Origin of the sequence: Carboxydothermus pertinax, assembly GCF_001950255.1 — a bacterium.
In the GTDB taxonomy this organism is placed as follows: domain Bacteria; phylum Bacillota; class Z-2901; order Carboxydothermales; family Carboxydothermaceae; genus Carboxydothermus; species Carboxydothermus pertinax.
This window is the reverse complement of the sequence record NZ_BDJK01000015.1, coordinates 23537-46413: the sequence shown is the minus strand read 5'-3', so window position 1 is coordinate 46413 and position 22877 is coordinate 23537. Positions and strand designations below refer to the sequence as shown.

The following is a 22877-nucleotide window of genomic DNA, read 5'->3' as shown; positions in this document are numbered from 1 at the left end:
GGGTCGGTGGTTTTTAACGTAAAACCACCGACCTTCTGCTTTAAAAACTCCTGGACCTTTTCCTCAAAAACCACTTTTTCCCGCCGATATCCTGGGGTATTGACGTTGGCAATATTGTGCGCAATTGCTTGCTGGCGTTTAGTCGCCGCATCAATCCCAAGCTTTAAAAGGTTGTAAGTAACCCCTCCAAAAATATCCATTTTTTCCTCTCCTTTTTCCCCTTTCACTCACTGCTTTTTTATATATTTGACAAAGTTAGAGAAAATCCTTTACTTTTTTCCCCTTTTTGTAATTTTTTCGAGAAAAAATATTTTACCGGTTTACTTTTCTGCACTAAAAATAAAAACCTCCCCTGCCCAAGGAGGCTTTAAGACCTTAACCTCGGCAGCTGGCTGGCATAGCGGTATCCCGCCTTAGCCCCTTTAGCTTTGCGTCGCCGGCTTTCGCCGGGTTTGCCAAACTTTTCAAGAGAACCTTTTTTACAAAAAATTAGATTATAAAAAATAACGAAAATTGTCAACACAAAACAAAAAAAGAGGGTCTATACCCTCTCGTCTAACAAAAGCCCTATGGTTTTGGTAAGGTCCGTAAAGGCAGCCTGAAGAAACTCCCGGTCAACTTTTTTTAAGACTTTATTTTTAAGTTTATCAATCACATAACCAACATCTTCCTGCTCGTCATAGACGAATTCCAATGTTGGGTTTAAAAAATTTATTACCCTATTAAATACATCTGCCGCTAGCTTCGGAATAAACTCTTTTTCTTCGTCATACTCCGGCTCATACCGCACCTCATCGGCGGTCTTTTTTATTTCCGGAACTTTTGGTTTTACCTGCTCCCGGTACTTCTGTAAAAGCAGAGGATCAATATTGGGAATTATCACCTTTTATCCCCCCCTTTGTGGGGAATTAGCGTTTTTTATCTAAAAAAATTCCTTCCGTGCGAAAACTCCTTGCTAAATACGAATTAATCACTTTTCGTTCCTGCTTTACCTTTTCAATTTCTGTTAAAATTTTTTTCTTTTCCTCTTCTATATGCTTTATCGTTTTTTCGTACTCCGGTAATAACTCCTGGATTTCCTCAACCGTAATCTCTTCTTCTCCCGAATAATATTTTTTAAATTTTTCACTTATTTTCTGGAATTCATCAGTTATCACCAATTCATCTTTTGAAGACGTAATTTTTTCTTGAAGCTTTTTAAGATCTTTAAGAATTTCCTGAGAAGTTTTCATGATTATCATCCTTTAAGTAGCAGCTTTCTCTTTAGCAGCCGCCGCTTGAACCCAGGCTTCTCTCAATTCCTCCAGGTGTTTCTGCACTTCCTCAATGCTTTCCCGTTCTTTTTTAACGCTTCCATGTATTAATCGGTACATGAAATAGTCATAAAGCTGGTAAAGATTTTTGGAAATTTCATAATCCATATCGAGAGTAACCATCAATTCGGAAATTATGTCCTGCGTACGGCTTATATAATAGCTAAAATCATCATACTTTTTGTCATCCAAGGCTTTAAGCCCTTGTTTTAAAAATTTAATCGCACCGTCATACAGCATAATTAACAATTTTTCTGGCGGGGCGGTAGCGATATTTTGCTGTTGATACTGAGCATAAGGATTATTCACGGCTTTTTTCACCTCATCTATTTCTTGTTAGCTCCCGACAAACCGCTTAGTTGGGCCGCTAACCAGTTGCTTTGCGATTGTAACTGAGACATCACTGATTCGAGCTGGGTAAATTTAGCCCATAATTCTTCTTCTTTGCGTGCTAAATAATCGTTAAACTTATCAATATTTTCTTGGGCTAATTTTATTTGATCCGCCAGCGATTTATCCTTGCTTGTTAAAATAGCATCGTAATGAGTCGTTCCATCACTTGAAACTATATACACAGCTAAATTCCTCACGTAAACTGCTAACTTGTCTATTATTCCCTTTTTTTCGTTTTCATTCGTAGTTGTATCATCGGTAAAAATACGAGCAACAGCTGCGGGGTTTTGTTTTATCATTGCCGTGAGTTTGTTTTCATCAAGAGTCAATGTTGCCTCTTTCCCCGAAGTTGAAATTCCTACTGCCATTAAATTATTTAAAGTATAAGTATTGTTCCCGTAAGTAGCTTGGGTAGTCAACCCCGCAACAGTACTACCTACTATTTCCCGTAATTCAGCCATAACCTGCCGAGCTGTTGAATCACCAAATAAAACTCCTTTAGTCTTAGTCGTAGCATCATAAGCAGTCTTAGTAGCTAAATCGTTCATCAAGTCATTATACTGGCTGACAAAGGTTTTTACTTTATCGATTATTGTTGCTGTATCGTTATCAACCGTTAAAGTAACTGTTCCCGTTTTCTTTAAAGTTAGATTTACTCCATAGATGGCATCTGAAATATCATTGGAACTTCTGGTTAGGGTTAAACCGTTAATAACCACTTGGGCATCGGTTCCCACTTGCACGGTAGTTATTGGGTTACCATTAGTATCTGCCAATCCAAGAGCTTGCAAGGCATCGCCGGTAATTGCAGTAAAGGAAATGGAATTTGCTGCACCGGTCGTATTAGCAGTTAACAGCAACTTATTGTCGACAATCGAAGCAGTAACTCCTGCCTTGGCGTTGTTTATTTTATCCCGGATGCTTACCAGAGTATCGGTAGCATCAAGGGAAATAGTAATATCATTGCCCAAACTATCCTTTTGGACCACCCCACCGATAGCGATTTTAAAAGTGGTAGGATTTAAATTTAAAGGGGTGGTAACCGAAGTTTGCTGGTTAGATGCAATAATATAGCTCTGGGCCAAAGTTTGCACTTGAATGTTATAACTCCCTTTGACCGCCGTTGATTGGGCTTGGGCTGTTAAAACCGTTGCATCCGATGAGGTCGCCGTTAAATTAGTATATAGAGAAGAACTCATTAAAGAGTTTATTGTATTGTAGAGACTGCTTAACTTGGTTTTTATTTCCCCCCAGGCTGTTCTTACCGCTTCAAGATCAGCCTTCTTTTTTTGCAAGTTCTCAAGCGGTTTACTTTCCACTTGCATTAATTGACTAACAATGTTTTTAGTATCAAGTCCGGACGCCAAACCACCTATTTGGAGAATGGGCATTGCCCTCACCTCTTATATTTTAGTGTCAACCAAAACCCCTAAAAGCTTTTTAATTTCTGCCACTATTTCTAAAACCTGATGCGGTGGAATTTCTCTAATTACTTCTTTAGTCTCGGCATTAATAACTTTTACCATCAATTCTTTCGAATCTTGATGGATTTCAAATTTTAATTCCGTGGGGGTAAAGGAGTTTACTACTTTATTTAAGTTTTCAACAGCATTTTCTAATTGATTTTTTGATATTTTCTCAGTTTCAAAATTATTTGTTCTCCCGGATTCATTTGCTACATTTTTAACCGGCTCAACGGCAGACGCTTTAAGCAAATTAACGTTATTTAATTTTAAAGGGTCGATAGTATTAATATTCATTAAACTCACCCTTTTAAGTTAATGTTATTCAAGCACATTAATCTATGGAAAATAAACATTTTTTTCAGAGCTATTAAGCTTGATAGTTATAAATTTTTAAAAAACCTAAAGTAATATGCAAAAAAATTTTTACATTATAAATTTTATAGTTTTAACTTTTTTTATAAATAATTCATAATTTTAAAATTATCATAATCCTTTTTGTGAATCCTTTTTCTGATTAATTTTAAATTAAGGCCAGCTCAAAAGAGCTGGCCTTAAAACAATTACCGCAGTAACTGTAAAACTGCTTGAGGAGCCTGATTGGCTTGCGCCAATATTGCCACACCGGCTTGCTGTAAAATCTGGTTCTTGGTAAAATTCATCATTTCCTGAGCCATATCTACATCCCGAATCCGGGATTCGGAAGCAGTTAAGTTTTCAGCAGCAGTGCTTAGGTTGGCAATGGTATGCTCCAGGCGGTTTTGAACGGCACCGAGTTTTGCCCTAACATTTGAAATAGTATCTATTGCATTCGAAATTTTCGTAATTGCATTTGCTGCACTTGCTGCAGTACTTACTCCTAGCGCATTAACACTAAGAGCAGTTGCTGCTATATTAACAATAGTGAGTGAAATATTTTGATTTGCATTAGCACCAATTTGGAATAACATCCCCTTCACAGACCCATTTAAAAGTTTCTTGGTATTAAACTCAGTGGTATTTGAAATTCTCGTAATTTCCTGTGCTAACTGGTCAATTTCTTGTTTGATTGCCCCTCTGTCTTGGGTAGTTAAAGTATCATTAGCCGCTTGAACAGCAAGTTCCCGCATTCTTTGCAAGATATTGTGAACTTCATTTAAACCGCCTTCAGCCGTTTGAATAAGGGAAATACCATCCTGAGCATTCCTTACCGCTTGGTTTAAGCCACGGATTTGTCCTCTTAATTTTTCGGAAATAGCTAAGCCAGCAGCATCGTCCCCAGCCCGGTTAATCCGAAGGCCTGAAGAAAGTTTTTCCATCGATTTTTGTAAAGCCGATGAAGTATTATTCAGCGCCCTCCAAGCATTTAAAGCTTCAATATTATTGTTAATCCGAAGACCCATAATATATCCTCCTCCTTGAATTTTTCTTTGGCATCCCTGCCAGATATTTTTAAGTCAGGTGGCCACCTAACTTTCTATTTTTTATTTCGGCATAAATCTATAAAATTTAATATGTATTCTCTTCTTCTTTACCAATTTATTTATCTATAAAATCCCACTGTAAAGGTGTTCCAGCTTTTAAATCTTTCGTTGCTTTCTTTCCTAAAATATCTTTTAAATACTTTGGATGTAAACCATATCCTGGTCTTATTGATTTTATATTTTCACTTGTAAATACTTCACCCGCTTTTATATCTTTTACAACAAATAACGATCGGGCAAACTCCCTACTCTTTTTGGTCTTTTCCGAAAGTTCATAGGATACTTTCCCAAGCGCTTTTTCTGCTTCTCGTACCGATTGAACCATAAAAGCAAATTCTTCAGGCTCCAAAGAAAAAGCGGAATCAGGACCACCTAATTTTCTATCTAAAATAAAATGTTTCTCAATTACTTTTGCTCCTAAGGCAACTGCTGCAATCGGTACTGCCACTCCCATCGTATGATCCGAAAGCCCTGCAATTACATCAAAGGTTTCAACAATATTGGGTATTGTTAATAAATTAGCTTCTTCTACTTGAGCAGGGTAAGCACTGGTACACTTCAATAAAATTATCTGCTCATTTCCACAACGTCGACAGGCTTGGACAGCTTCTTCTATATCCGCAAGGGTAGCTATTCCTGTAGATATTATTACCGGTTTTCCTTTGGATGCTGTATATTCAATTAACGGAATATCAGTTATTTCAAAAGATGCTATTTTATACGCAGGTACTGCCAATTTCTCCAAAAAATCTACAGCTGAAGGATCAAAGGGAGTTGAGAAAAATATTAACCCATTCTCCTCTGCAACTTCTTTTAACTTATAGTGCCATTCCCAGGGCGTATATGCTTCCTGATATAAATCGTAAAGAGTTTTGCCATCCCAGATGGTTCCTTGTTTTATTTTAAAATAATCATTATCACATTTAAGGGTTATTGTATCAGGTGTATAGGTTTGAAGCTTTATTGCATCGGCACCTGCTTTAGCTGCAGCTTCTACAGTTTTAACTGCCAAATCAAAATTCTGAAGATGATTTGCTGATAATTCCGCTATTATAAACGTTTTCGATTTTGAATTTATTTCAAAATCACCTATTTTCACCTGCTTCACGTTTAAGCCTCTCCTTTTCTCTTTCCCAATCTTCTGCTGTAAAAAGCATCAGGATATATCTTTTATTATTTATCTTCTCATTAGAATAACTTTTAAAACCAAACTTATTATACAAATTAATAGCAATCTTGTTATCTTCTAATACTTTTGTGATTAGCGTTTTAAATTTCATTTCGTCAAAATAATGTTTTAATAAAGCAAATAAAAGAAGTTTACCATACCCCTTGCCACGCATTTCTTCCGGGCCAATATAAATACCCCATTCTGCTTGTTTTTTTTCATAATCTATTTTTTGCAAATTTAATACGCCTATCGGTTTATCATCAAGGTAAACCAACCAGTACTTTAGATCATTTCTTTCTCTTAATTTCTCCAGCCATCTCAAATGTTCTTCAAACGATATTATATGGTCATTTATCATATTTTTTCTTAAGGTATCGCTATTTCGCCAATTTAGTACCAATTTTTTTTCTTCAAGAGTTAACTCTAAAAAAGATTTAAAGCGTATCTTAGACATAGGTTTTTCCCCACTTTAAAAGATCATTGACGAGTTTTATTGCTCCTTTAGCATTTACCATTGTTTGTGCTTTTTGCCCCATCTCTTTTCGAAGTACAAAATTATTTTCAAGGTCAATAATACATTTTAAAACTTTATCTTCTAAGTTTTGGGTACAATAATCCCCTGCATTTAATAAAATTCCTTTCGCAGAAAGATATTGAACGTTTAGCTTCTGGTTACCAGCCACACATATCCCAATAGCAGGCGTACCTGTTGCTGCAAGCTCATATGTTGTTTGCCCCCCTGCAGTAATTGCCAGATCCGCGCGCCACATTATCTCCGCCATGTTATCGGGGTTTAGGTGTAGCAGTAAGTTATTGCGTCGTCCATTATTATTTTCAATATATTCTTTTATTTCCTTTTTTTGTGGATAAGCATCAGTTACCACAACATTTATCTTTTTAGCTGAAATATTATTATCCAGATATGTTAAGATTGGTAAGGTTAAACCTCGTATATCTGTACCTCCTAAAATTATTAAAATTTCTTTTGCTTCTAGCGGATAACTTTTTTGCGGTAAATTCCAAAATTGTGGTCGTAAAAGAGCATATTTGCTTCCAAGATAATATTGAATCGATTCCTTTCTTTTTTTATAGAGTTCATCGGCATAAATTGCTGGATTTACAACAGCTCCTCCCGGATAGTCTATTCGTTCGTAGTCATCGATACTCACTAACTTAGGAAAATACCGGAAAACCTTGTTGTAAAAATCCTGGGACAATAGATAAGAATCAATGATAATTATCGTTTCTTGGCTAAATTTGGTTAGCAAAATATCTAGTAAATTATCTTCATCTTTATAAGTTAAATGCCTAAATTTTGAATTTGTAAAAGCAAAAGGCTTATTTAAAATAAATATAGGATTTACCTTAAAATATATTAGTGCCTCTGCCAAGGCAAAACAGCGTATTAAATGGCCCATTCCAATATCTGCGCCATGTTCAGTTATTATGCAAGCATTTTTATTTTCCATATTTATCCGCCAGAGATTCAAGAATCTCTGCAACACCCGTAAATTCTTGAAGTTTTAAATACCGTATTGCCTCAATAATCTCTTCTTTTATGGATGAAAAAACTCTTTTTTGCCGGACATCCTTATTTATTTCCATAAGCCACGGTTTTTGGCGAACAAGCTCAATTATTTGCCTCCAGCTAAAGTTACTATGAGTATCATATAAATAGTCATAAATGGAACACAATAAGATATAATCTCTTCGGTCGTCTAAGGTAATTCTTAATTCCGGTAAAGTTAATTCTGCTGGCGCTTTGACATTTTCACATCTAAACTGCTGGGGATTAGAATAAATATACATTGTTACATGTTCACGCATTTTTGGGTTTTTGCACTCATAATGTGCAATCTCTAGTGCTCGAAACTCAATAACTTCAACATCAATACCATGGGGAAAAGTTCGCTCTAAAGTATTTGAAGTGTAATCTGCTCCAGAGTTAAGGTGCTTTTCAAGCACGAGGTCAATTATTTCTGCATCCACACAAGGACAATCTGCTGTTATTCGCACCACTACATCCAACCTGTATTTTTTAGCTGCTTGGTAATATCTCTCAAGAACATCATTTTCACTGCCACGAAAAATTTTCACTTTTAGTCTTTTAACTAACTCAACAATTCTATCATCCGACGGGTTATTAGTTGTTGCTACAATTATCTCACTTGCATATTTACTCCGCCTACATCTACTAACCACTTGCTGTAACACAGGAATTCTTGATCCATACGGTAAATCTAACAAAACCTTCTCCGGAAGCCTCGTTGAACCTGTTCTTGCCTGAATAATAACCCCTATTTTTTTAGACATTTTGCAACACTTCCAGCAAAATAGAAGCAACTTTACGAGCATCCTCTAAAGTCATCGCTTGATAAACTGGTATACTAATTTCACTTTCATAAAATTTCTCAGCATTTGGGCATATTCCTTTTGGGTATCCAAGAGACTGATAAAAAGGAAGCCAGTAGACTGGGATGTAATGAACCTGTACCCATAATCCCTGGGCTCTAAGTGCTTCAAAGATTTTTCGTTTTTTGGTAATTAAGTGTTCTTTCAAACGTATCGGGAATAAGTGCCAACTGGAAAAATATCCTTCTTCCTCAACAGTAAAATCAAAATACTCATTATCACTGAAAAATTCTTGATAGAAAGAAATTATTTCCCTTCTTCGGGCAATAAAACGATCCAATTTTTTAAGCTGGGAACGTCCCAGTGCCGCTTGAATATCAGACATCCGGTAATTGTATCCTAAAAGCTGCATCTCATAATACCATGTACCATGGGCTTCATTGATAAAATTTTCCTTGCTTATTCCATGTTGTCGAAAAAGCAATAGTTTGTGATAATACTCCTCATTATCGGTTAAAACAGCACCGCCTTCACCTGTGGTAATAGACTTTACAGGATGAAAACTTAAAATAGTCATATCAGCAAGAGTACCTATTTTTTTGCTTTTATAATACGCTCCTAAGGAATGACAGGCATCTTCAACCAATACTAAACCATATTTTTTCGCTATATCCCGAGCTCTATCCATATCAACTGGATATCCCGAATAATCTACCACCGTTAATATCTTTGTTTTGGTAGTTATTTTTTCTTCAATAAGATCTAAATTTATATTTCCCGTCTTTAACTCAATATCAGCAAATACCGGCCGGCCTCCAAGGTAAAGAGCAGCATTGGCGGTTGCAGCAAAAGTATTTGGAGTAGTAATTACTTCCTCTCCTGCTTTTAGGCCAGCAGCAAAATATGCTCCATGCAATGCTGCTGTTCCTGAAGAAAATAGTACCGCATACCGAGCCCCTGTATATTCAGCAAGTTCTTTTTCAAAAGCCGCAATTTCCGGCCCTTGGGTTAAATAGTCGGATTTTAAAACCTTTAATACTGCTTGTATGTCATCATCTTCAATAAGTTGACGGCTATATGGCATAATATTAGACATTTTGCACACCCTTTATCATGTCCATTAACTTTGCTTGATCAAGCCACTCATCATTTTTATCACTTCGATAAATAAAACCATCGGGAACTCTTGGGAATTGTTTATATTTTTCATATACACCTTTTCTAAATTCATATTGAGGTAAAATCACATAGCGATTACCCAAATCAAAAGTATTGCGAGCTTCATCTTCGGAAATTAAACTTTCATGTAGCTTTTCGCCAGGTCTAATACCAATAATCTCTATTTCTGCTTCTGGGTCAATTGCCTTTACCAGGTCTGTTATTTTCATACTTGGAATTTTAGGTACGAATACTTCTCCTCCTAATCCGTTTTCCAAAGCAAATAATACCAACTTTACCCCTTCTTCGAGGGTTATCCAGAAGCGAGTCATTCGAGTATCAGTAACCGGAAATACTTTTTTACCACGTTTTTTAAGTTCTAAAAAGAAAGGGATAACACTTCCACGGCTTCCTACAACATTGCCATAACGAACAACCACAAATGCCGTATCTTTTGCTCCTACATACGCATTTGCTGCAATAAATATTTTTTCCATAGCAAGTTTTGTTGCACCATAAAGATTCACAGGGCTAACAGCTTTGTCAGTTGAAAGGGCTACAACTTTTTTTACACCTTTGGCTAATGCCGCTTCTACAATGTTTTGAGCGCCTAAAATATTCGTTTTAACCGCTTCAAAGGGATTATATTCAGCCGCCGGCACTTGCTTTAACGCTGCTGCATGAATTACATAATCCACTCCTTCAAAAGCCATCATTAATCGTTCTTTGTCGCGAATATCGCCTATAAAGTAACGTATCGGATACTTACTTTCCGGAAATATTTTTTGCATTTCAAACTGTTTATACTCATCACGGCTAAATATTATAATTTTTTTGGGATTGTAATTAGTTAATACATATTCCGTAAATTTTTTTCCAAAAGACCCAGTACCACCTGTTATTAATATCGTTTTTTCATTAAGCAAAATTTTTTCCTCCCTTTTAGATTTTCCCTATAAATAACATCAGAGTAATTTAATAATTTTTCTCTATATAAGCTAATAAATCATCTAAATCTAAAGTTTGACATCCCTTTACTTTAGCCCCTTTACTTAAATTAATAAATTTTATCTCTTGGTGCTGGCTGATCTTTTTCTCAATCCATAATTTATAATAATACATGCCCCTCGTTGTGCTCACAAATTCCCCGTTAGTTCCTTCAACTTTCATGTAATTTGAACTACTTAAATTATCAGTATAAGGATAATTATTACAATGAAATTTATTATTGACAAAGGCTAAATCTAAGCCTGCAAAAAAAACTGTTTTTGCCCCACATAAAATAGCAATGCTTAAAACAGCAGTAGAAACAGACTTGCCGGTTTCTACTACCACAGACTCATATTCATTTTCCTCGTTAAAAAAAAGATACTTTGGGCCAAAATATCTTTCAACAGCCTTGCTCGAGGCTGAAGCTAAAAAGCACATAGGTATTTCCAAATCTTCGAAACCTTCTATTTGTTCATAGACTATTTCTTGAGGATCAATTATACAAAACATATCTGGTATTATTTCATTTTTTATTAAATTTTTCAATGCACTACCTACCGCAAAAATTTTAACCTTATCTCTCACTCTGCGTAAATAGTAAAGGGTCTCATCAAGAGAAGGGCCTGCCGCTACCAGGACAACAGGTTTAGTAACATTTTTATTTAATTCAATAAATTCGTCTATTAATTTATAATTTAACCTTAAATTTCTCTCAATATTTTTTTTAGCCAATTCCCCGTACTTCTCTATGGAGTTCTTGCCAATTATAAAATTAAATAAAGCATCTTTTAAATCAATATATTCTTCCGGCAGCAAACGTACTGAAGGTTCATAAATAATAATATCTTCAACAACAGTTAAAATATCTTTAAAATTTTTATAAAAATCATCATTATCTCCAACATACAAATTAAACCTGGTATCGTTTAAAATATCATTTATATTGCCATATCGTTTTGCCAAATTAAATACTTCATGGTCAATGTCAAAAACATGTAATTCAGCATTTTGATTTAACATTTTTAAAATTTCTCTAACATGGTATCCTAATCCAAAGCCATAAACAACTACAAGTTGCCTATCTTTTAATTTTTCAAGATTTTTTTTTGCAAATGTTTCAGCTTCTTTTACGGGATTATAAGCACTGTGCAAAAAAATATTATTAATTTTTAATGTATGATTTTTATTATTTTTTGCAAGCAAAACCTCTATTTTTCTTGAGTTCATAATTTCACCTAATTAACCTCCGCCCATTTTTCGAGGATTGGTATTAATTCATATTCTAATAAATCACCAAACAAAACAAAATCAGCATTTTCCAAAGCATTTACAACTTCTTTTAAAACAGATCTTAAGGTTTCAATTTCTGTTTCTTCAACTTTTTCTAAAGTGCTTAAATTAATTTTTAAATTGATTAATTCTTCTATCACTCCAATAACCCCAACATAATCAGTTAAGGCTTTTTGAAAATTTTTTGCCTGAATTTCAGCTACAATGTAATTTATTAAAGAAATAGTTTCTTGCAGTATTTTTTTCATTTCCTTCTTTACAGCTATAAGATCCATATTTTCTCCTCATTTCTCAAAGATATCTATTAACATTCCTCTAGTTTTTGTAAATAAATCCAATAATAAATTATATAATTCTTTATTCTTTTTATAAATTTTCTTAACCATGCTCACTTCATCGTCATTATCCCCTATTTCATAACCCATATCTACAATAAAAGCATAAACGTATGGGTATGCTAAATAATTAATAAACTCATATTTATTAAGTTTATCCTGTAAATATAAATCAACCTCATCTAATTTTTTTAATTCTTCACCAATATTTTTGCCTTTTCTTACCTTTTTCCTTAGTCGTTCTAAAGTTAATTTTGCATCATTAATTTTTTCAATAATTCTAGTTGCCAGTTCAGCAAGTTCTTTAATGTTGTTCATTATTAACTCTAAATCAAACTCAAAGCCACTTAATACCTTAGATATTTTAGTTTTATCAATCTTTTCTTTACCATATAAAGTAATAGCTTCTTTTAACGTCATCGCTTCTGCCCCATTTATAAAGGCTCCGCCTTCTGTAGCATTGATAAACTTAATGTGTTTATGCATTTCAAAATATCCTTCAAATTTTTTTCTAAATTCGTCCAAAACTGAGGTCGTTTTAACTTTATCTCCATTTAGCCCATTAACTAAAATGTATTCACTATTAATATTTTTTACCTTATCTACCTCATTAAAAGTTGCCAATTCAGCATGATGTTTATCCTCAGTATAAGCTAAATCCTGTCCGATTAAAATCACATTATCACAACCCAAATAAACAGCAAAGTCTACACAGGTATGAGCAACAGAGCCTCCTGTATAAAGTGAATCAACTTTATAGTCCAATAAATGTTTTGTCGATTGTTCCACAGAAAAAAACACTTTTTCGCCAGGAAATTCTTCTACAACTTTCGCATTGGTTATCTCAGTAAATAAAAGGTATGATGAAAATTGATATTTTAAAGCATCCTTAATAACTAAATAAGAAGGTTCTCCAGCATCAACTACACAAACAAAGTCAGGTTCCACTCCAAGATCCAGTAAAGTTTTTAATGTTCTTCCGCCAGTAATAATAATGAAATTATCACTAATATTCTTTAATAAATGAACGTTCTTTTCTAAAGATGGGCCAGCAGACACAACAATGGCAGGCTTTCCTTTAAAAATACCCTTTAAAAGATTTATTGGTTTAGATTTTATTGCACTTTTGAAATTTTTGAAATATGTATAATACCAGGTCTCAGAAAAAATCAGATATGTATTATGATTAATTGCAAGATTTCTTATACAATCTCGAAGCATCTCCAAAAAATCTTTATATTCTACGTAAAACAAATAATCATAATTGGCATAAACTGAATATATTACGTCATTTTGATTTTCGTCCTTTACATAAGAATAAAAAACATTTGTAAATAAATTTTTGTCGAAATCAATAATTATTAATCTTTCATCATTTACTTCCTTTTTATTTAATAAAAAATAATTCAATATAATATTTTTGTTTGGCTCAACAATGATAAGTTTACTTTTTTCATCTAACTTTTCTAAAAGAGGTTCAATATATTCACCTGCTCCCAAGCCAAAAATAAAATAAATATAGCTTTTTTCCTCCTTAACTTTTTCTAATAGTAACTCAATATCTCTTAAGTGATTATATTTACTGCCGATATAATTTTCTTTATTATTTATTCTTATTTTTACTAAATCAAAGCAATCTTTACTTTTTCCCATAATCACTGTATCGTTTGCTCTTGTTTCCTCTACTAACTTTTTTTTAACTAGTTTAGTAAAACTATTCATTTTAGCCACCTCAAAAATATAATTAGTCAATTACTTTACAAATTTTTGCAATACTTTCCCTCACCGCCTCTTTATTCTCCCGCTCAATTTCCCGCCACAGTTCTTCCCGGTAAATGGAGTAATACTTTGGAGCAGCTATACCCAGCTTGACCTGTCCCCGTTCGCTATCTACCGCCAGGACGGTAATTTCAATTTCTCCGTTAATAATAATTTTTTGGTTTACTTTTCTATTTAGGACTAGCATTAGTTTTCTCCTTTACCTTAATTAAAGAGATTGGATAACGAACGGGGTAGTTAGCTTCCAAGATTACCTGGCGGCCAATTTTTTCTTTTAGGTTAAAAATTACCGGAGCTTTTAAGTTTAAAATTATTTCTTTAGCTTCGGGAGGAATACGGACAATGTTTAAACTTAAAACTTCTTTGACATCGGTAATATTTAAAAGGCTTTGCTGTTCGTTACCTAACTCCACGACATAGTCGGTTAGAAATTTCGAAGGATCAAGCAAAATAAAATAAATTTCCGGTTCGTTTACCGCTATTAAAAAGAAAAAAGGACTCTTTTCCCGGTGCCTTAGAAGAAGAAACTCTTTTAAGTGACTAAAACCCGGAAGCCCTTCGGGAAAGGAAAAGATTTGCGATTCATCGACTTCGATTTCCCCTAATGCCGGAGAAAAAAGGCGCAAAATAAACACCACCTTAAAAAATTAAATATAAACATCCAAAAACACTGAATTGCTCCTGTGAAACTTTATCACCGGTCTTACCGAGGGGAGCATTCGGACTGTGAGCTCTACCTCGTTTACAGGCGGTATAACTAAATTTTCAATAGTATTTCCTTTTTCAAAGGCTGCTAAATAATCACCCTCCTCGGCTCTTCGACCAGTACCTTCTAACGCCTCTTCCCTTCCTTGCCTGGCATAAGCCCGGGAAAATTCCGAGGGAATTAAGTATCCAAGATCCGCCCGACATCGGGTAGAATCAACTTGTACTTTAAGAATAGTCATTGCCACCAGCTCGCTTGCTTACCGCAAAAAATCTACTAAAGTTGGCGGTAAAATGCGTGCCCCTACCGCCAAGGCCGACCGGTAAACATTTTCCTGATTTTTTAAATCAATAATGGTAGCCGCAATATCCGCATCTTCGGTTTTGGATAATAGCTCTTTTTCTGATTCCAGTTGAGCTAAAAGGCGGTTTTGCATTAACTCCAACCGGTTAGTCCGAGCTCCCACATCAGCCCGGGCAGCCAAAACACTGTTTAGATTGTTATCTAAAGAACCTAAGTCCGAAGATAAGGCAGAAACATTCCCGGCAGTTAAATGATTAATTATTTGGTCTAAAGTATTTATAACATCGGTAAATAAAGGTGAGCCCAAGGTATTAACCTGGACTTTAATGTTGTTTCCTATTTCAAAATAAACTCCACTATTATTCCCCTGCCAGGCGGTACCATCCCACGGCTGTTTATCCACTTCTGTCCCACCGAAAATGTACTTCCCGGCAAACTGGGTATTGGCTACAACCCCTACCTGCTCTTTAATTTGTCTAATCTCTTCAGCAATGGAATTTAACGACTCCTGAGGTAAACTGCTATTTGCTCCATACACCGTTAATTCCTTCACCCGTTGCAAAAGATCGGATAGTTCACCCAAAGCCGTATCGGTAGTATTAAGCCAGTTTAAACCATCATCGAGATTTCTCTGGTACTGTTCTCCCTGAGTAATATCACTTCGATATTTCATGGCCCGCAGTAATTTTACCGGATCATCGGACGGCTTGGTTAAAGCTTTACCGTTAGACAGCATCTCCTGGCTTTTTTCCATATCGGCCAGGGTGCGGTTTAAGTTATAAAGCAGGTTATCCCTGAGCATTCCAGGAGTTATGCGCATTTACTTTACCCTCCTTAACGGCCGACTACGCCCATGCGGTTTATGACAATATCCATCATTTCATCAATAGCGGTAACGATGCGGGCCGCAGCATTGTAGGCATTCTGGTATAAAATCATATTGGTCATCTCTTCATCAATTGAAACCCCGCCCGATTCCATCCGCTTGTTGTTTAAGTTTTTAGTTAAAAGCTGTTCGTTTTGGTACATCCGGTCCGCTTCCTGGGCGTCAACCCCAAGGCGGGATACGATGGTGCGGTAAAAATCGTTAAACGTGGCAGTCGGGGTTGTGGAACCGGGAAGCACCATGGTCAGTTTATCTTTTAATTGGGCAATTTGCAAGGCAATACCGCCATCACCGGAACTGTTAGTGGCCCCCGCCGCAATGTTGTTTAAATTGTTACTTACCGCCGAAGATAAAGCAATAGTTTTCGCATCAGTTCCGGTAAAGAAGTCTGGCCCATCAGGAGTGGGAGAAGTGGATCCTAAAACAAACCCTTGATGATGTAAATTATTAACTTCCGTAATCAAGGTATTCGCTAAAGAGTCCATGTAATCTTTCATCTTCTGCACATCAACATCCCGGGCTACGATATTAGAGCTAAGCTCCCCTTTTTGGGCAGTTAAGTTCACAGGGGTACCATCACTCCACTGTACATCAAAAAAACCATTAGCATTTTTTACAACTTTAAAAGAGTTAACATTTAACCCATCAACTAATTTCTTTCCGCCAATATCAATGGAAACGGTACCGTCGTTATTATCTATTAAAGTAAAATCAATAATTTTCGCTAATTTATTTAACAGCTCATCCCGCTGGTCCATGAGGTCATTAGCGTTAAATTTAACTATATTGGTTTTATAAATCTGGTCGTTGATGTCCCGAATCTGCCGGGCAATAGAGTTAATTTCCTCGACGTTAGTTTGCACCGCAAAGTCCAAATCGTTTTGCAGGCTATCTAATTGCCCCCGCAGGTGGTTAAAAGTTTCCGCAAGGGCTTGAGCAGTCTGCTGGACTACCGCCCTGGTTGCGAGGTTTTCCGGGTTTTTTGAAAGTTCCTGCCAAGCATTCCAGAACTTGTCCATTAACTGGTTTAAACCGGTATCGGATGGTTCATTGATGATTAACTGGATTTTATCTAAAGCATCACTTCTGGTTTCCCAGTATCCTAAATTCATTACTTCTTTGCGGTACTCAATGTCCATAAAAGTATCCCGAACCCGTTCAATTGACGCCACCACTACCCCGGTACCTACCTGGCCCGGCTGCATTGGGGCAAAAAGGGAAGGCACCGGAAAAGGGGTATTGGGAGCAAAATTTACCCGCTGCCTGGTATAGCCAGGAGTATTGGAGTTTGCAATATTATGGGAAGTAATGTCCAGGGCCAGCTGCTGGGCCCGAAGAGAACTAAGAGCCGTTTCCAAGCTTAAATTAAACATTTCGCTCCTCCTTATACCTGCCGGTCTAAAATCGAGTTATTACCCTCCGGCAGCAGATTTTTTTGCAAAAACTGGTTAAAGGAAAGCTCCTGCCGCAAAAGCAACGTTAATGTTTCGTTTTTCTCCTGCACTTTTCGAGCATGCTCCTTAAGTGCGGTAATTACTTCGGCGTCTTCGTCGCTGAAATCCCGGCCATACGTTGCCGCATACCGTTCTTTTTCTACTTCCGCCACTTCCGTCGCTATTCCAGCCATTTTTTGTAGATTTTTGCTAAAATCGTCAATTTTTTGCTCAAGGATATTCTGAATTTGCTCATCTATGATAACTAAAAGTTCGGCTAAAAGCCGAACTTCTTTCCTAAAAAGTTCTTTAATCCCTTCCTCCATTTAAAATTCGCCCCATTCTTTTAACTTTGCGGCCAATTTTTCTACGTCAATTTGGTACTCACCGGATAAAATCTTTTCTTTTATTTTACTTACCAATTCTTCCCGCACTTCGGGAATTTCCGCAAGTTTTTTCCTGAGTTTAAGGATTTCCTGGCCGCTTTCGGTTAAAACAACCTCATCGGTTTTACTTTTCTCGATCCGTGCCACCGAAGGAATCGCTTTAGTGTAAAGCTCCACTACATTTTTAAAATCTACCCGACTTATCCGCATACTATCCCCTCATATCCTATTGTGCTACCTATTATTTCGGAAAAAAACGTAATTTATTTAGATATTGGCGGCAATTTCTTCAGCAATTGCCGCCAGGGGCAAAACCTTAGAAACCCCACCAATTTCTACCGCCGCTTTTGGCATACCGTAAACTACCGAAGTTTCCTCGTCCTGAGCAATGGTATAGCCACCCTGTTCTTTGATAGCTTTCATCCCGATCGCTCCATCCCTTCCCATACCCGTTAGCAAAACTCCTATGGTTTTACTGCCCGCCACTTCCGCTGCCGAAAGCATCGCCTCATCCACCGACGGGTAGAAATGAGCCGGCAGGTATTCCACCGGCTCAATAACTTTGGCGGTTAAACTACCACCGTGTTTTTCAATTTTAAAGGTATAACCGGCAGGGGCCACATAAACCGTCCCCGGCAGTAACTGCTCGTCCTTTTCCGCTTCCTTTACCTTTAGCCGGGAAACTCTGGCCAGCTGGTCTGCCAGTGGTTTACTAAATCCGCGGGTAATATGCTGAATGATTACTATCGGAGACGGAAACGTTGCTGGAAGTTTAGGTATAATTTCTCTTAAAGCCGGAGGACCGCCGGTCGAAGCCCCTATCACCACTAACTGCCGGCCGTTTTTTCCAAGGGTTAGGCTTTTTACTCCCAGCGTTTCCCCGGTAAGAAGATTTGGCTGCTTTTTGGCTAATGCAGCTATTTTCACCTTTTCCGTAAGTTCCAAAATAACTTTGTTCCAATCGCCGTCTTTGGGTATAAAATCTACAGCCCCGTTTTCCAGGGCCTCAATAGTAGCCTTAGCCCCCTGGGTAGTTAAAGAAGAAAGCATGATCACCGGTACCGGATAAACCCTATTTAACTCTTTCAGGGTGCTTAGGCCATCCAGTACCGGCATTTCTAAATCCAGCGTAACTACATCGGGCTTAACCAACGGGATTTTCTTTAAAGCTTCCTGACCATTTTCCGCTTCCCCAACTATCTGGATTTCGGGCCATAAAGCAAGACTTGTTTTCAGCCGGAGGCGGATTAAGGCCGAATCATCCACAATAAAAAGCTTATACCGCGACATTTAATTCACCTATTTCATTATCCTGCAAAATTCCTCGAGCATCGATGATTAGACCGATCCGGCCATCGCCAAGGATTGTAGCTCCCGATAGACCCTTGACCTGACCGAGGTATTCCCCCAGGGATTTAATCACAATTTCCTGTTCACCCAAAAGGTTATCAACAATCACGCCCAGCCGGTGATTGCCGGTACCTAAGATTACCACAAAATACCATTGTTTTTGCTCCTGCTCTTCGGGCAGATTAAAGAGCTTGGACAGGGAAATTAGCGGCAGCACCTTGCCCCGTAATAACATCACATCATAACCGGAAACCTTTCGAAACTCGTTTTGATCGGCAATTAAGGTTTCCTGCACAAAATTTAAGGGAAATGCATAGATTTGCCCTTGATGCTCTACTAAAAGAGCCCGGATAATTGCCAAAGTAAGGGGCAGGCGAATGGTAAACGTTGTCCCTTTCCCTACCTGGCTTTCCACCTGGACCTCGCCGTTTATCTGCTCGATCTGGGATTTCACTATATCCATACCTACGCCCCGGCCGGAAATATCATTAACCTTCTGGGCTGTCGAAAGTCCCGAACGGAAGATTAGTTTAATGGCCTCTTTATCGGATAGCATTTCTGCGTCGCGCTCAGAAATAATTCCTTGTTCGATGGCTTTAGCTCGAACTGCTTGCGGGTCTATACCCCGACCGTCGTCCTCTACAGTTATGACAATATTATTTTCCAGGTAAGCTGCCGCCAGCCGCAGACGGCCAGTCCGTGGCTTACCAATTTTTTCCCGTTCTTCCGGAAGCTCTATCCCGTGGTCCAATGCATTTCTAATTAAATGAATTAACGGGTCCCCGATTACTTCGATGACGTTTCGGTCCAGCTCCGTTTCCTTACCTTCTACAATAAACTCAACTTCTTTATTAAGCTTCTGGGCCAAATCCCGTACCATGCGAGGAAAGCGGTTAAAGACCTGAGCTATTGGCAACATTCGGGCTTTCATAATTACATCCTGCAAATCGGTAGTAATTTGTCCGACATGGGAGGATACTTCCGCTAAGGTCTCTACTAATTCATTATTTTCCCGGCTGAGAGTATAAAGTTTATCAATGACACTTAAAAGACGAGTCCGGTCAATGACCAATTCGCCCACCAGGTTCATTAATGTGTCTAGCTTCTGAACGTCCACCCGAACGGTCTGCGTTACCTTTTTCTCCTCCGCTGGAGCTACAGCGGAAGTTTTAGTTTTTACCTCTGCTGCCGGCTTTTCCACCGTTGCTGTTTTTTCCGAAACTATATCTTTTACGTCAGTTTTTTCTACCTTTTTTTCCTCATTTCTTGCTTCTATGTTATCTTCTAACTGTTTAGCGCTAATTTCCACCCGTTCTACTTCCGGGATGGTTAATAAGATGTTTTGCAGACGGTCGTCATCTTCGTTTGTTGCCAAATAAACGATAAAATCGTTGAAATCTTCAGTTTTTACTAAAATTTCCTCGGAAGGAACGGTTTTGATCACCGTTCCGAGCTCCTTTAATTGCTGCAATACGATAAATGCCCGGACCGATTTCATTACCGCAGCAGGATCAAGGTATACCTTGATTTCAGATAGCTGATACCCTTTTAACTCAAATTCCCTAATTTTTTCTATTTCTTCCCCAGAAAATTCCGCAGTCTCCCCTTTAGGAGCATAAGTTTCGGGAGATTTAGCTCCCGTACCCATAATAGCTTCTTTAAGTTTGGCAATGATCTCGGTAGTATCATACTTTTCCGCATTTTCGGTAACGATTTCATCCCTTAAAATTTTTAATGCATCTAAAGCTTCAAAAAGGATGTTTATGAGGGAAGAAGTGGGCTTTAATTCGTTATTTCGCATCTTATCAAAGATATTTTCAATTTCATGGGTAAGGGAAGACATCTTGGTAAAACCCATTACCGCCGAAGAACCTTTAATGGTATGAGCAGCCCTGAAGATTTCCTGTAAAACTTTGGGGTCATCTTCTCCGGACTGTTCTAACAAAAGTAAATTATCGGTTAATACCTGAATTTTTTCTTCCAGTTCATCTAAAAAAACCGCCATTTCCGCATCGGAAAACACCATAGCTCACCTCAAATTTACAGATTTGCTAAAGCTTCCTTTTCTTCACCCTTTAAGACCCGATTTAAATCCAGTAAGATAATCATCCGCTCGTCTTTAATGGCAATCCCCTGAATAAAAGACGAATCGATATCGTTAATCATGGAGGGAGTTGATTCGATTTCCACATCGTTTAAACGAAATACTTCCATCACCGAGTCCACAATCATGCCCACCGTTAGGCCATCCACATCCACAACTATTATCCTGGTAGCTTTATCTCGCTCTACTTCGGGCATACCTAAGCGTTTTCTTAAATCAATAACCGGGATAATTTTTCCCCTTAAGTTAATTACTCCTTCCACAAAATAAGGGGTATTGGGAATTTTGGTAATATCCGTCATACGGATAATTTCAAACACCTGAGCGATATCTACGCCGTATTGTTGTTGATTTAATGTAAAAATTACAATTTGCGCTTCACTTTTTTTTGTTAGATTTTCAGTCATAAAAATGCCTCCTCCCTTAATTGCTGGTATTAAAATAAGCTATTTGGGCCTTGATCTTATTGGAAGTTTCAACCAAAGTATGAGAAGTAGCCGCCAGTTCTTCCGTGGTAGCTGCGGTTTCCTGGGTAACTGCAGAAATCGAGTTAATCATTTCAATGGTTTGGCTGGCACGCGTTGCCACATCATTGCCGTATTTTGCTATTTCTTCAATCATTGCGACTACGGAATTAACGGCATTTAAAATCTGGTTAAAAGATTCTTTATTTTTGTTAACCATTTCATTACCATCATGGAGGGCAGCAAAAGTTTCCCTACTGCTCTTTTGAATTTCCGCCACCAGTTGTTCTATTTCTTTGGTGGATTTAGCAGAACGTTCGGCAAGCTTTCTTACATTTTCCGCCACCACCGCAAATCCCCGGCCATGTTCACCGGCCCGAGCTGCTTCAATGGCCGCATTAAGAGCTAAAAGGCTTGTTTGTTCAGCAATATCTTCAATAACTGCCAAAAACTCGGTAATTCGGTAAATATTATTTCCCAAATTATTTATCTCGCGGTTAATTTTTTCCATACTATCGTTTAATTGGGATACGGTTTTTGCTCCGGTTTGCGCTTGCATCATCGTTTCTTCTGAAACTTTAGCAGCATTAGCCGCTTGATTGGCGGCTTCCTGAATTCCGCGAACAATCTCATCTACTGCCGTGGTGGCACCTTGGACCTGGGCGGCTTGTTCAACCGCCCCTTTAGATACTTGTTCCGCCGCTGAAGCTACCTGGTCGGAAACCCCGTATAAGTTTTCTAGCTCCGAAGTTATTGTGGAAATTAGACTATTTAACTTTAAGATCATGTTATTTAAGTCATTCGATAAATCCCCTAATTCATCATTTTGTTTAATTTCAACCGTACAATTAAGACAACCTTCTTCAACCTTGCGCACCGTCTCTCTTAATTTTTGTAGAGAAACAATAAGGGGATTGGTAATAAAATACCCAATGGTCATCGCTAAGATTGCCGCTAAAGCGGTACTACCTCCCACCGCTCCGGCTGCGACTTTAAAGATTTTTAAAAGTTTTTCCCGTGCCTTGTTATCTTCTTGTTTAGCAATATCTTCCAGTTTATTTAAGTGATGTAAGATATTCCTGGCATTGGTTTGGAGCATATTCATTGCGGTTTGTCGTTGTTCGAAATTAGTATTAATAGCATTTTTTTCTAATAAATTTTGGGATTTATTTAAAATCGATGCAATTTCATCATATTGTTGCTTTTCTTCACTGCTGTGGGCCAATTTTTTGGCAGAGGTCAAAAGATTAGAAATTTCCCGATAGTTTTTCTTCACCTCCGCCAGCCTTTGAGAATTAGGAAAAAGGAGGTAATCGTTGGTAGAGTTAAAAAACTGAAAAAGAGAGGTTTTTATTTCCCCTAACCGTTGAAGCTCTCCTAAAAGCTCTTTGTTTTGCTTTTCATGGCTTTGGTTAACCAAATAGGTAGAAAATACCGCACCCGTTCCTCCAATTACCATCATCGAAGCCAAGATAAAAGTCAGGATAAAAAGTTTGGCCCGGATGCTTAACCGAAGTTTAAATCCCCCCATTGCTTTC

Annotated in this window: 27 protein-coding genes and 1 riboswitch; all 27 genes read right to left on the bottom strand. The window is 37.5% G+C overall.

The window, feature by feature from the left end; all coding sequences use genetic code 11:
- Positions 1-200 (bottom strand): flagellar basal body rod protein FlgB (locus cpu_RS13320; protein WP_234970196.1); only part of this gene is annotated, 200 nt, incomplete at its 3' end.
- A 180-nt stretch (positions 201-380) separates the two neighbouring features.
- Positions 381-467: riboswitch (cyclic di-GMP riboswitch) on the bottom strand.
- A 74-nt stretch (positions 468-541) separates the two neighbouring features.
- Complete coding sequence (locus tag cpu_RS05485; RefSeq protein ID WP_075859039.1) at positions 542-883, bottom strand: flagellar protein FlaG; 342 nt, start codon at positions 881-883, stop codon at positions 542-544.
- A 25-nt stretch (positions 884-908) separates the two neighbouring features.
- On the bottom strand, positions 909-1232 hold the full coding sequence (locus cpu_RS05480) for a hypothetical protein (protein WP_075859038.1): 324 nt from the start codon (positions 1230-1232) through the stop codon (positions 909-911).
- Between the two features lie 12 nt (positions 1233-1244).
- The gene (gene fliS, locus cpu_RS05475; RefSeq protein WP_075859037.1) at positions 1245-1622 is read right to left on the bottom strand and encodes a flagellar export chaperone FliS; all 378 of its coding nucleotides are present in this window, start codon (positions 1620-1622) and stop codon (positions 1245-1247) included.
- A 17-nt stretch (positions 1623-1639) separates the two neighbouring features.
- Entirely contained in the window at positions 1640-3097 is a 1458-nt protein-coding gene (fliD, locus tag cpu_RS05470) for a flagellar filament capping protein FliD (RefSeq protein ID WP_075859036.1), read from the bottom strand.
- A 12-nt stretch (positions 3098-3109) separates the two neighbouring features.
- Positions 3110-3466, bottom strand: a complete 357-nt coding sequence (locus cpu_RS05465; RefSeq protein ID WP_075859035.1) for a flagellar protein FlaG — start codon at positions 3464-3466, stop codon at positions 3110-3112.
- A gap of 266 nt (positions 3467-3732) precedes the next feature.
- Positions 3733-4551, bottom strand: coding sequence for a flagellin N-terminal helical domain-containing protein (locus cpu_RS05460; protein WP_075859034.1), 819 nt, complete (start codon positions 4549-4551; stop codon positions 3733-3735).
- Between the two features lie 136 nt (positions 4552-4687).
- Positions 4688-5740 (bottom strand): pseudaminic acid synthase, encoded by a 1053-nt coding sequence (gene pseI, locus cpu_RS05455; RefSeq protein ID WP_075859033.1) that lies wholly within the window; start codon positions 5738-5740, stop codon positions 4688-4690.
- Positions 5718-6257 carry a UDP-4-amino-4,6-dideoxy-N-acetyl-beta-L-altrosamine N-acetyltransferase gene (pseH, locus tag cpu_RS05450; RefSeq protein ID WP_075859032.1) on the bottom strand — a complete coding sequence of 180 codons (540 nt, stop codon included), beginning with the start codon at positions 6255-6257 and terminating at the stop codon, positions 5718-5720. The genes pseI and pseH overlap by 23 nt, the downstream gene beginning before the upstream one ends.
- Complete coding sequence (gene pseG / locus cpu_RS05445; RefSeq protein WP_075859031.1) at positions 6250-7272, bottom strand: UDP-2,4-diacetamido-2,4,6-trideoxy-beta-L-altropyranose hydrolase; 1023 nt, start codon at positions 7270-7272, stop codon at positions 6250-6252. The genes pseH and pseG overlap by 8 nt, the downstream gene beginning before the upstream one ends.
- Positions 7262-8116 (bottom strand): cytidylyltransferase domain-containing protein, encoded by an 855-nt coding sequence (locus cpu_RS05440; RefSeq protein WP_075859030.1) that lies wholly within the window; start codon positions 8114-8116, stop codon positions 7262-7264. Before cpu_RS05440 ends, pseG begins: the two co-directional genes overlap by 11 nt.
- Positions 8109-9251: a UDP-4-amino-4,6-dideoxy-N-acetyl-beta-L-altrosamine transaminase gene (pseC, locus tag cpu_RS05435; RefSeq protein ID WP_075859029.1), complete on the bottom strand. Its 1143-nt coding sequence runs from the start codon at positions 9249-9251 to the stop codon at positions 8109-8111. Before pseC ends, cpu_RS05440 begins: the two co-directional genes overlap by 8 nt.
- The gene (gene pseB, locus cpu_RS05430) at positions 9244-10239 is read right to left on the bottom strand and encodes a UDP-N-acetylglucosamine 4,6-dehydratase (inverting) (RefSeq protein WP_075859028.1); all 996 of its coding nucleotides are present in this window, start codon (positions 10237-10239) and stop codon (positions 9244-9246) included. Before pseB ends, pseC begins: the two co-directional genes overlap by 8 nt.
- Positions 10240-10288: 49 nt before the next feature.
- Positions 10289-11530: a motility associated factor glycosyltransferase family protein gene (locus cpu_RS05425; RefSeq protein ID WP_075859027.1), complete on the bottom strand. Its 1242-nt coding sequence runs from the start codon at positions 11528-11530 to the stop codon at positions 10289-10291.
- 8 nt (positions 11531-11538) lie between these two features.
- Entirely contained in the window at positions 11539-11868 is a 330-nt protein-coding gene (locus cpu_RS05420) for a DUF8042 domain-containing protein (protein ID WP_075859026.1), read from the bottom strand.
- Positions 11869-11877: 9 nt separating this feature from the next.
- Entirely contained in the window at positions 11878-13650 is a 1773-nt protein-coding gene (locus tag cpu_RS05415; protein ID WP_075859025.1) for a motility associated factor glycosyltransferase family protein, read from the bottom strand.
- Between the two features lie 22 nt (positions 13651-13672).
- The gene (csrA, locus tag cpu_RS05410; protein ID WP_075859024.1) at positions 13673-13894 is read right to left on the bottom strand and encodes a carbon storage regulator CsrA; all 222 of its coding nucleotides are present in this window, start codon (positions 13892-13894) and stop codon (positions 13673-13675) included.
- Positions 13878-14333, bottom strand: a complete 456-nt coding sequence (gene fliW, locus cpu_RS05405) for a flagellar assembly protein FliW (RefSeq protein ID WP_075859023.1) — start codon at positions 14331-14333, stop codon at positions 13878-13880. The genes csrA and fliW overlap by 17 nt, the downstream gene beginning before the upstream one ends.
- Positions 14334-14354: 21 nt before the next feature.
- A complete protein-coding gene (locus cpu_RS05400) occupies positions 14355-14654 on the bottom strand; it encodes a DUF6470 family protein (RefSeq protein WP_075859022.1) in 300 nt (99 codons plus the stop codon).
- Between the two features lie 18 nt (positions 14655-14672).
- Positions 14673-15536, bottom strand: coding sequence for a flagellar hook-associated protein FlgL (gene flgL / locus cpu_RS05395; RefSeq protein ID WP_075859021.1), 864 nt, complete (start codon positions 15534-15536; stop codon positions 14673-14675).
- Positions 15537-15550: 14 nt separating this feature from the next.
- Positions 15551-16975, bottom strand: a complete 1425-nt coding sequence (gene flgK, locus cpu_RS05390) for a flagellar hook-associated protein FlgK (RefSeq protein ID WP_075859020.1) — start codon at positions 16973-16975, stop codon at positions 15551-15553.
- A gap of 11 nt (positions 16976-16986) precedes the next feature.
- On the bottom strand, positions 16987-17361 hold the full coding sequence (locus cpu_RS05385) for a hypothetical protein (RefSeq protein ID WP_075859019.1): 375 nt from the start codon (positions 17359-17361) through the stop codon (positions 16987-16989).
- A complete protein-coding gene (gene flgM, locus cpu_RS05380) occupies positions 17362-17631 on the bottom strand; it encodes a flagellar biosynthesis anti-sigma factor FlgM (protein ID WP_075859018.1) in 270 nt (89 codons plus the stop codon).
- Between the two features lie 57 nt (positions 17632-17688).
- Positions 17689-18711 (bottom strand): protein-glutamate methylesterase/protein-glutamine glutaminase, encoded by a 1023-nt coding sequence (locus cpu_RS05375; protein WP_075859017.1) that lies wholly within the window; start codon positions 18709-18711, stop codon positions 17689-17691.
- Positions 18698-20797 (bottom strand): chemotaxis protein CheA, encoded by a 2100-nt coding sequence (locus tag cpu_RS05370; RefSeq protein WP_234970195.1) that lies wholly within the window; start codon positions 20795-20797, stop codon positions 18698-18700. The genes cpu_RS05375 and cpu_RS05370 overlap by 14 nt, the downstream gene beginning before the upstream one ends.
- A gap of 14 nt (positions 20798-20811) precedes the next feature.
- Positions 20812-21282, bottom strand: a complete 471-nt coding sequence (locus cpu_RS05365; RefSeq protein WP_075859015.1) for a chemotaxis protein CheW — start codon at positions 21280-21282, stop codon at positions 20812-20814.
- 16 nt (positions 21283-21298) lie between these two features.
- The gene (locus tag cpu_RS05360; protein WP_075859014.1) at positions 21299-22870 is read right to left on the bottom strand and encodes a methyl-accepting chemotaxis protein; all 1572 of its coding nucleotides are present in this window, start codon (positions 22868-22870) and stop codon (positions 21299-21301) included.
- Positions 22871-22877 lie beyond the last annotated feature (7 nt).

Bases quoted from the DNA above. Each gene is read 5' to 3' on its own strand.
- pseH (WP_075859032.1), bottom strand. From the start codon at position 6,257: ATGTCTAAGATACGCTTTAAATCTTTTTTAGAGTTAACTCTTGAAGAA.
- pseC (WP_075859029.1), bottom strand. From the start codon at position 9,251: ATGTCTAATATTATGCCATATAGCCGTCAACTTATTGAAGATGATGAC.
- cpu_RS05360 (WP_075859014.1), bottom strand. From the start codon at position 22,870: ATGGGGGGATTTAAACTTCGGTTAAGCATCCGGGCCAAACTTTTTATC.
- flgM (WP_075859018.1), bottom strand. From the start codon at position 17,631: ATGCGGATAAGTCGGGTAGATTTTAAAAATGTAGTGGAGCTTTACACT.
- cpu_RS05375 (WP_075859017.1), bottom strand. From the start codon at position 18,711: ATGTCGCGGTATAAGCTTTTTATTGTGGATGATTCGGCCTTAATCCGC.
- flgK (WP_075859020.1), bottom strand. From the start codon at position 16,975: ATGTTTAATTTAAGCTTGGAAACGGCTCTTAGTTCTCTTCGGGCCCAG.
- cpu_RS05480 (WP_075859038.1), bottom strand. From the start codon at position 1,232: ATGAAAACTTCTCAGGAAATTCTTAAAGATCTTAAAAAGCTTCAAGAA.
- cpu_RS05385 (WP_075859019.1), bottom strand. From the start codon at position 17,361: ATGGAGGAAGGGATTAAAGAACTTTTTAGGAAAGAAGTTCGGCTTTTA.
- cpu_RS05425 (WP_075859027.1), bottom strand. From the start codon at position 11,530: ATGAACTCAAGAAAAATAGAGGTTTTGCTTGCAAAAAATAATAAAAAT.
- cpu_RS05460 (WP_075859034.1), bottom strand. From the start codon at position 4,551: ATGGGTCTTCGGATTAACAATAATATTGAAGCTTTAAATGCTTGGAGG.
- csrA (WP_075859024.1), bottom strand. From the start codon at position 13,894: ATGCTAGTCCTAAATAGAAAAGTAAACCAAAAAATTATTATTAACGGA.
- cpu_RS05415 (WP_075859025.1), bottom strand. From the start codon at position 13,650: ATGAATAGTTTTACTAAACTAGTTAAAAAAAAGTTAGTAGAGGAAACA.
- cpu_RS05420 (WP_075859026.1), bottom strand. From the start codon at position 11,868: ATGGATCTTATAGCTGTAAAGAAGGAAATGAAAAAAATACTGCAAGAA.
- fliD (WP_075859036.1), bottom strand. From the start codon at position 3,097: ATGCCCATTCTCCAAATAGGTGGTTTGGCGTCCGGACTTGATACTAAA.
- cpu_RS05465 (WP_075859035.1), bottom strand. From the start codon at position 3,466: ATGAATATTAATACTATCGACCCTTTAAAATTAAATAACGTTAATTTG.
- cpu_RS05365 (WP_075859015.1), bottom strand. From the start codon at position 21,282: ATGACTGAAAATCTAACAAAAAAAAGTGAAGCGCAAATTGTAATTTTT.
- cpu_RS05370 (WP_234970195.1), bottom strand. From the start codon at position 20,797: ATGGTGTTTTCCGATGCGGAAATGGCGGTTTTTTTAGATGAACTGGAA.
- pseG (WP_075859031.1), bottom strand. From the start codon at position 7,272: ATGGAAAATAAAAATGCTTGCATAATAACTGAACATGGCGCAGATATT.
- cpu_RS05440 (WP_075859030.1), bottom strand. From the start codon at position 8,116: ATGTCTAAAAAAATAGGGGTTATTATTCAGGCAAGAACAGGTTCAACG.
- cpu_RS05400 (WP_075859022.1), bottom strand. From the start codon at position 14,654: ATGACTATTCTTAAAGTACAAGTTGATTCTACCCGATGTCGGGCGGAT.
- flgL (WP_075859021.1), bottom strand. From the start codon at position 15,536: ATGCGCATAACTCCTGGAATGCTCAGGGATAACCTGCTTTATAACTTA.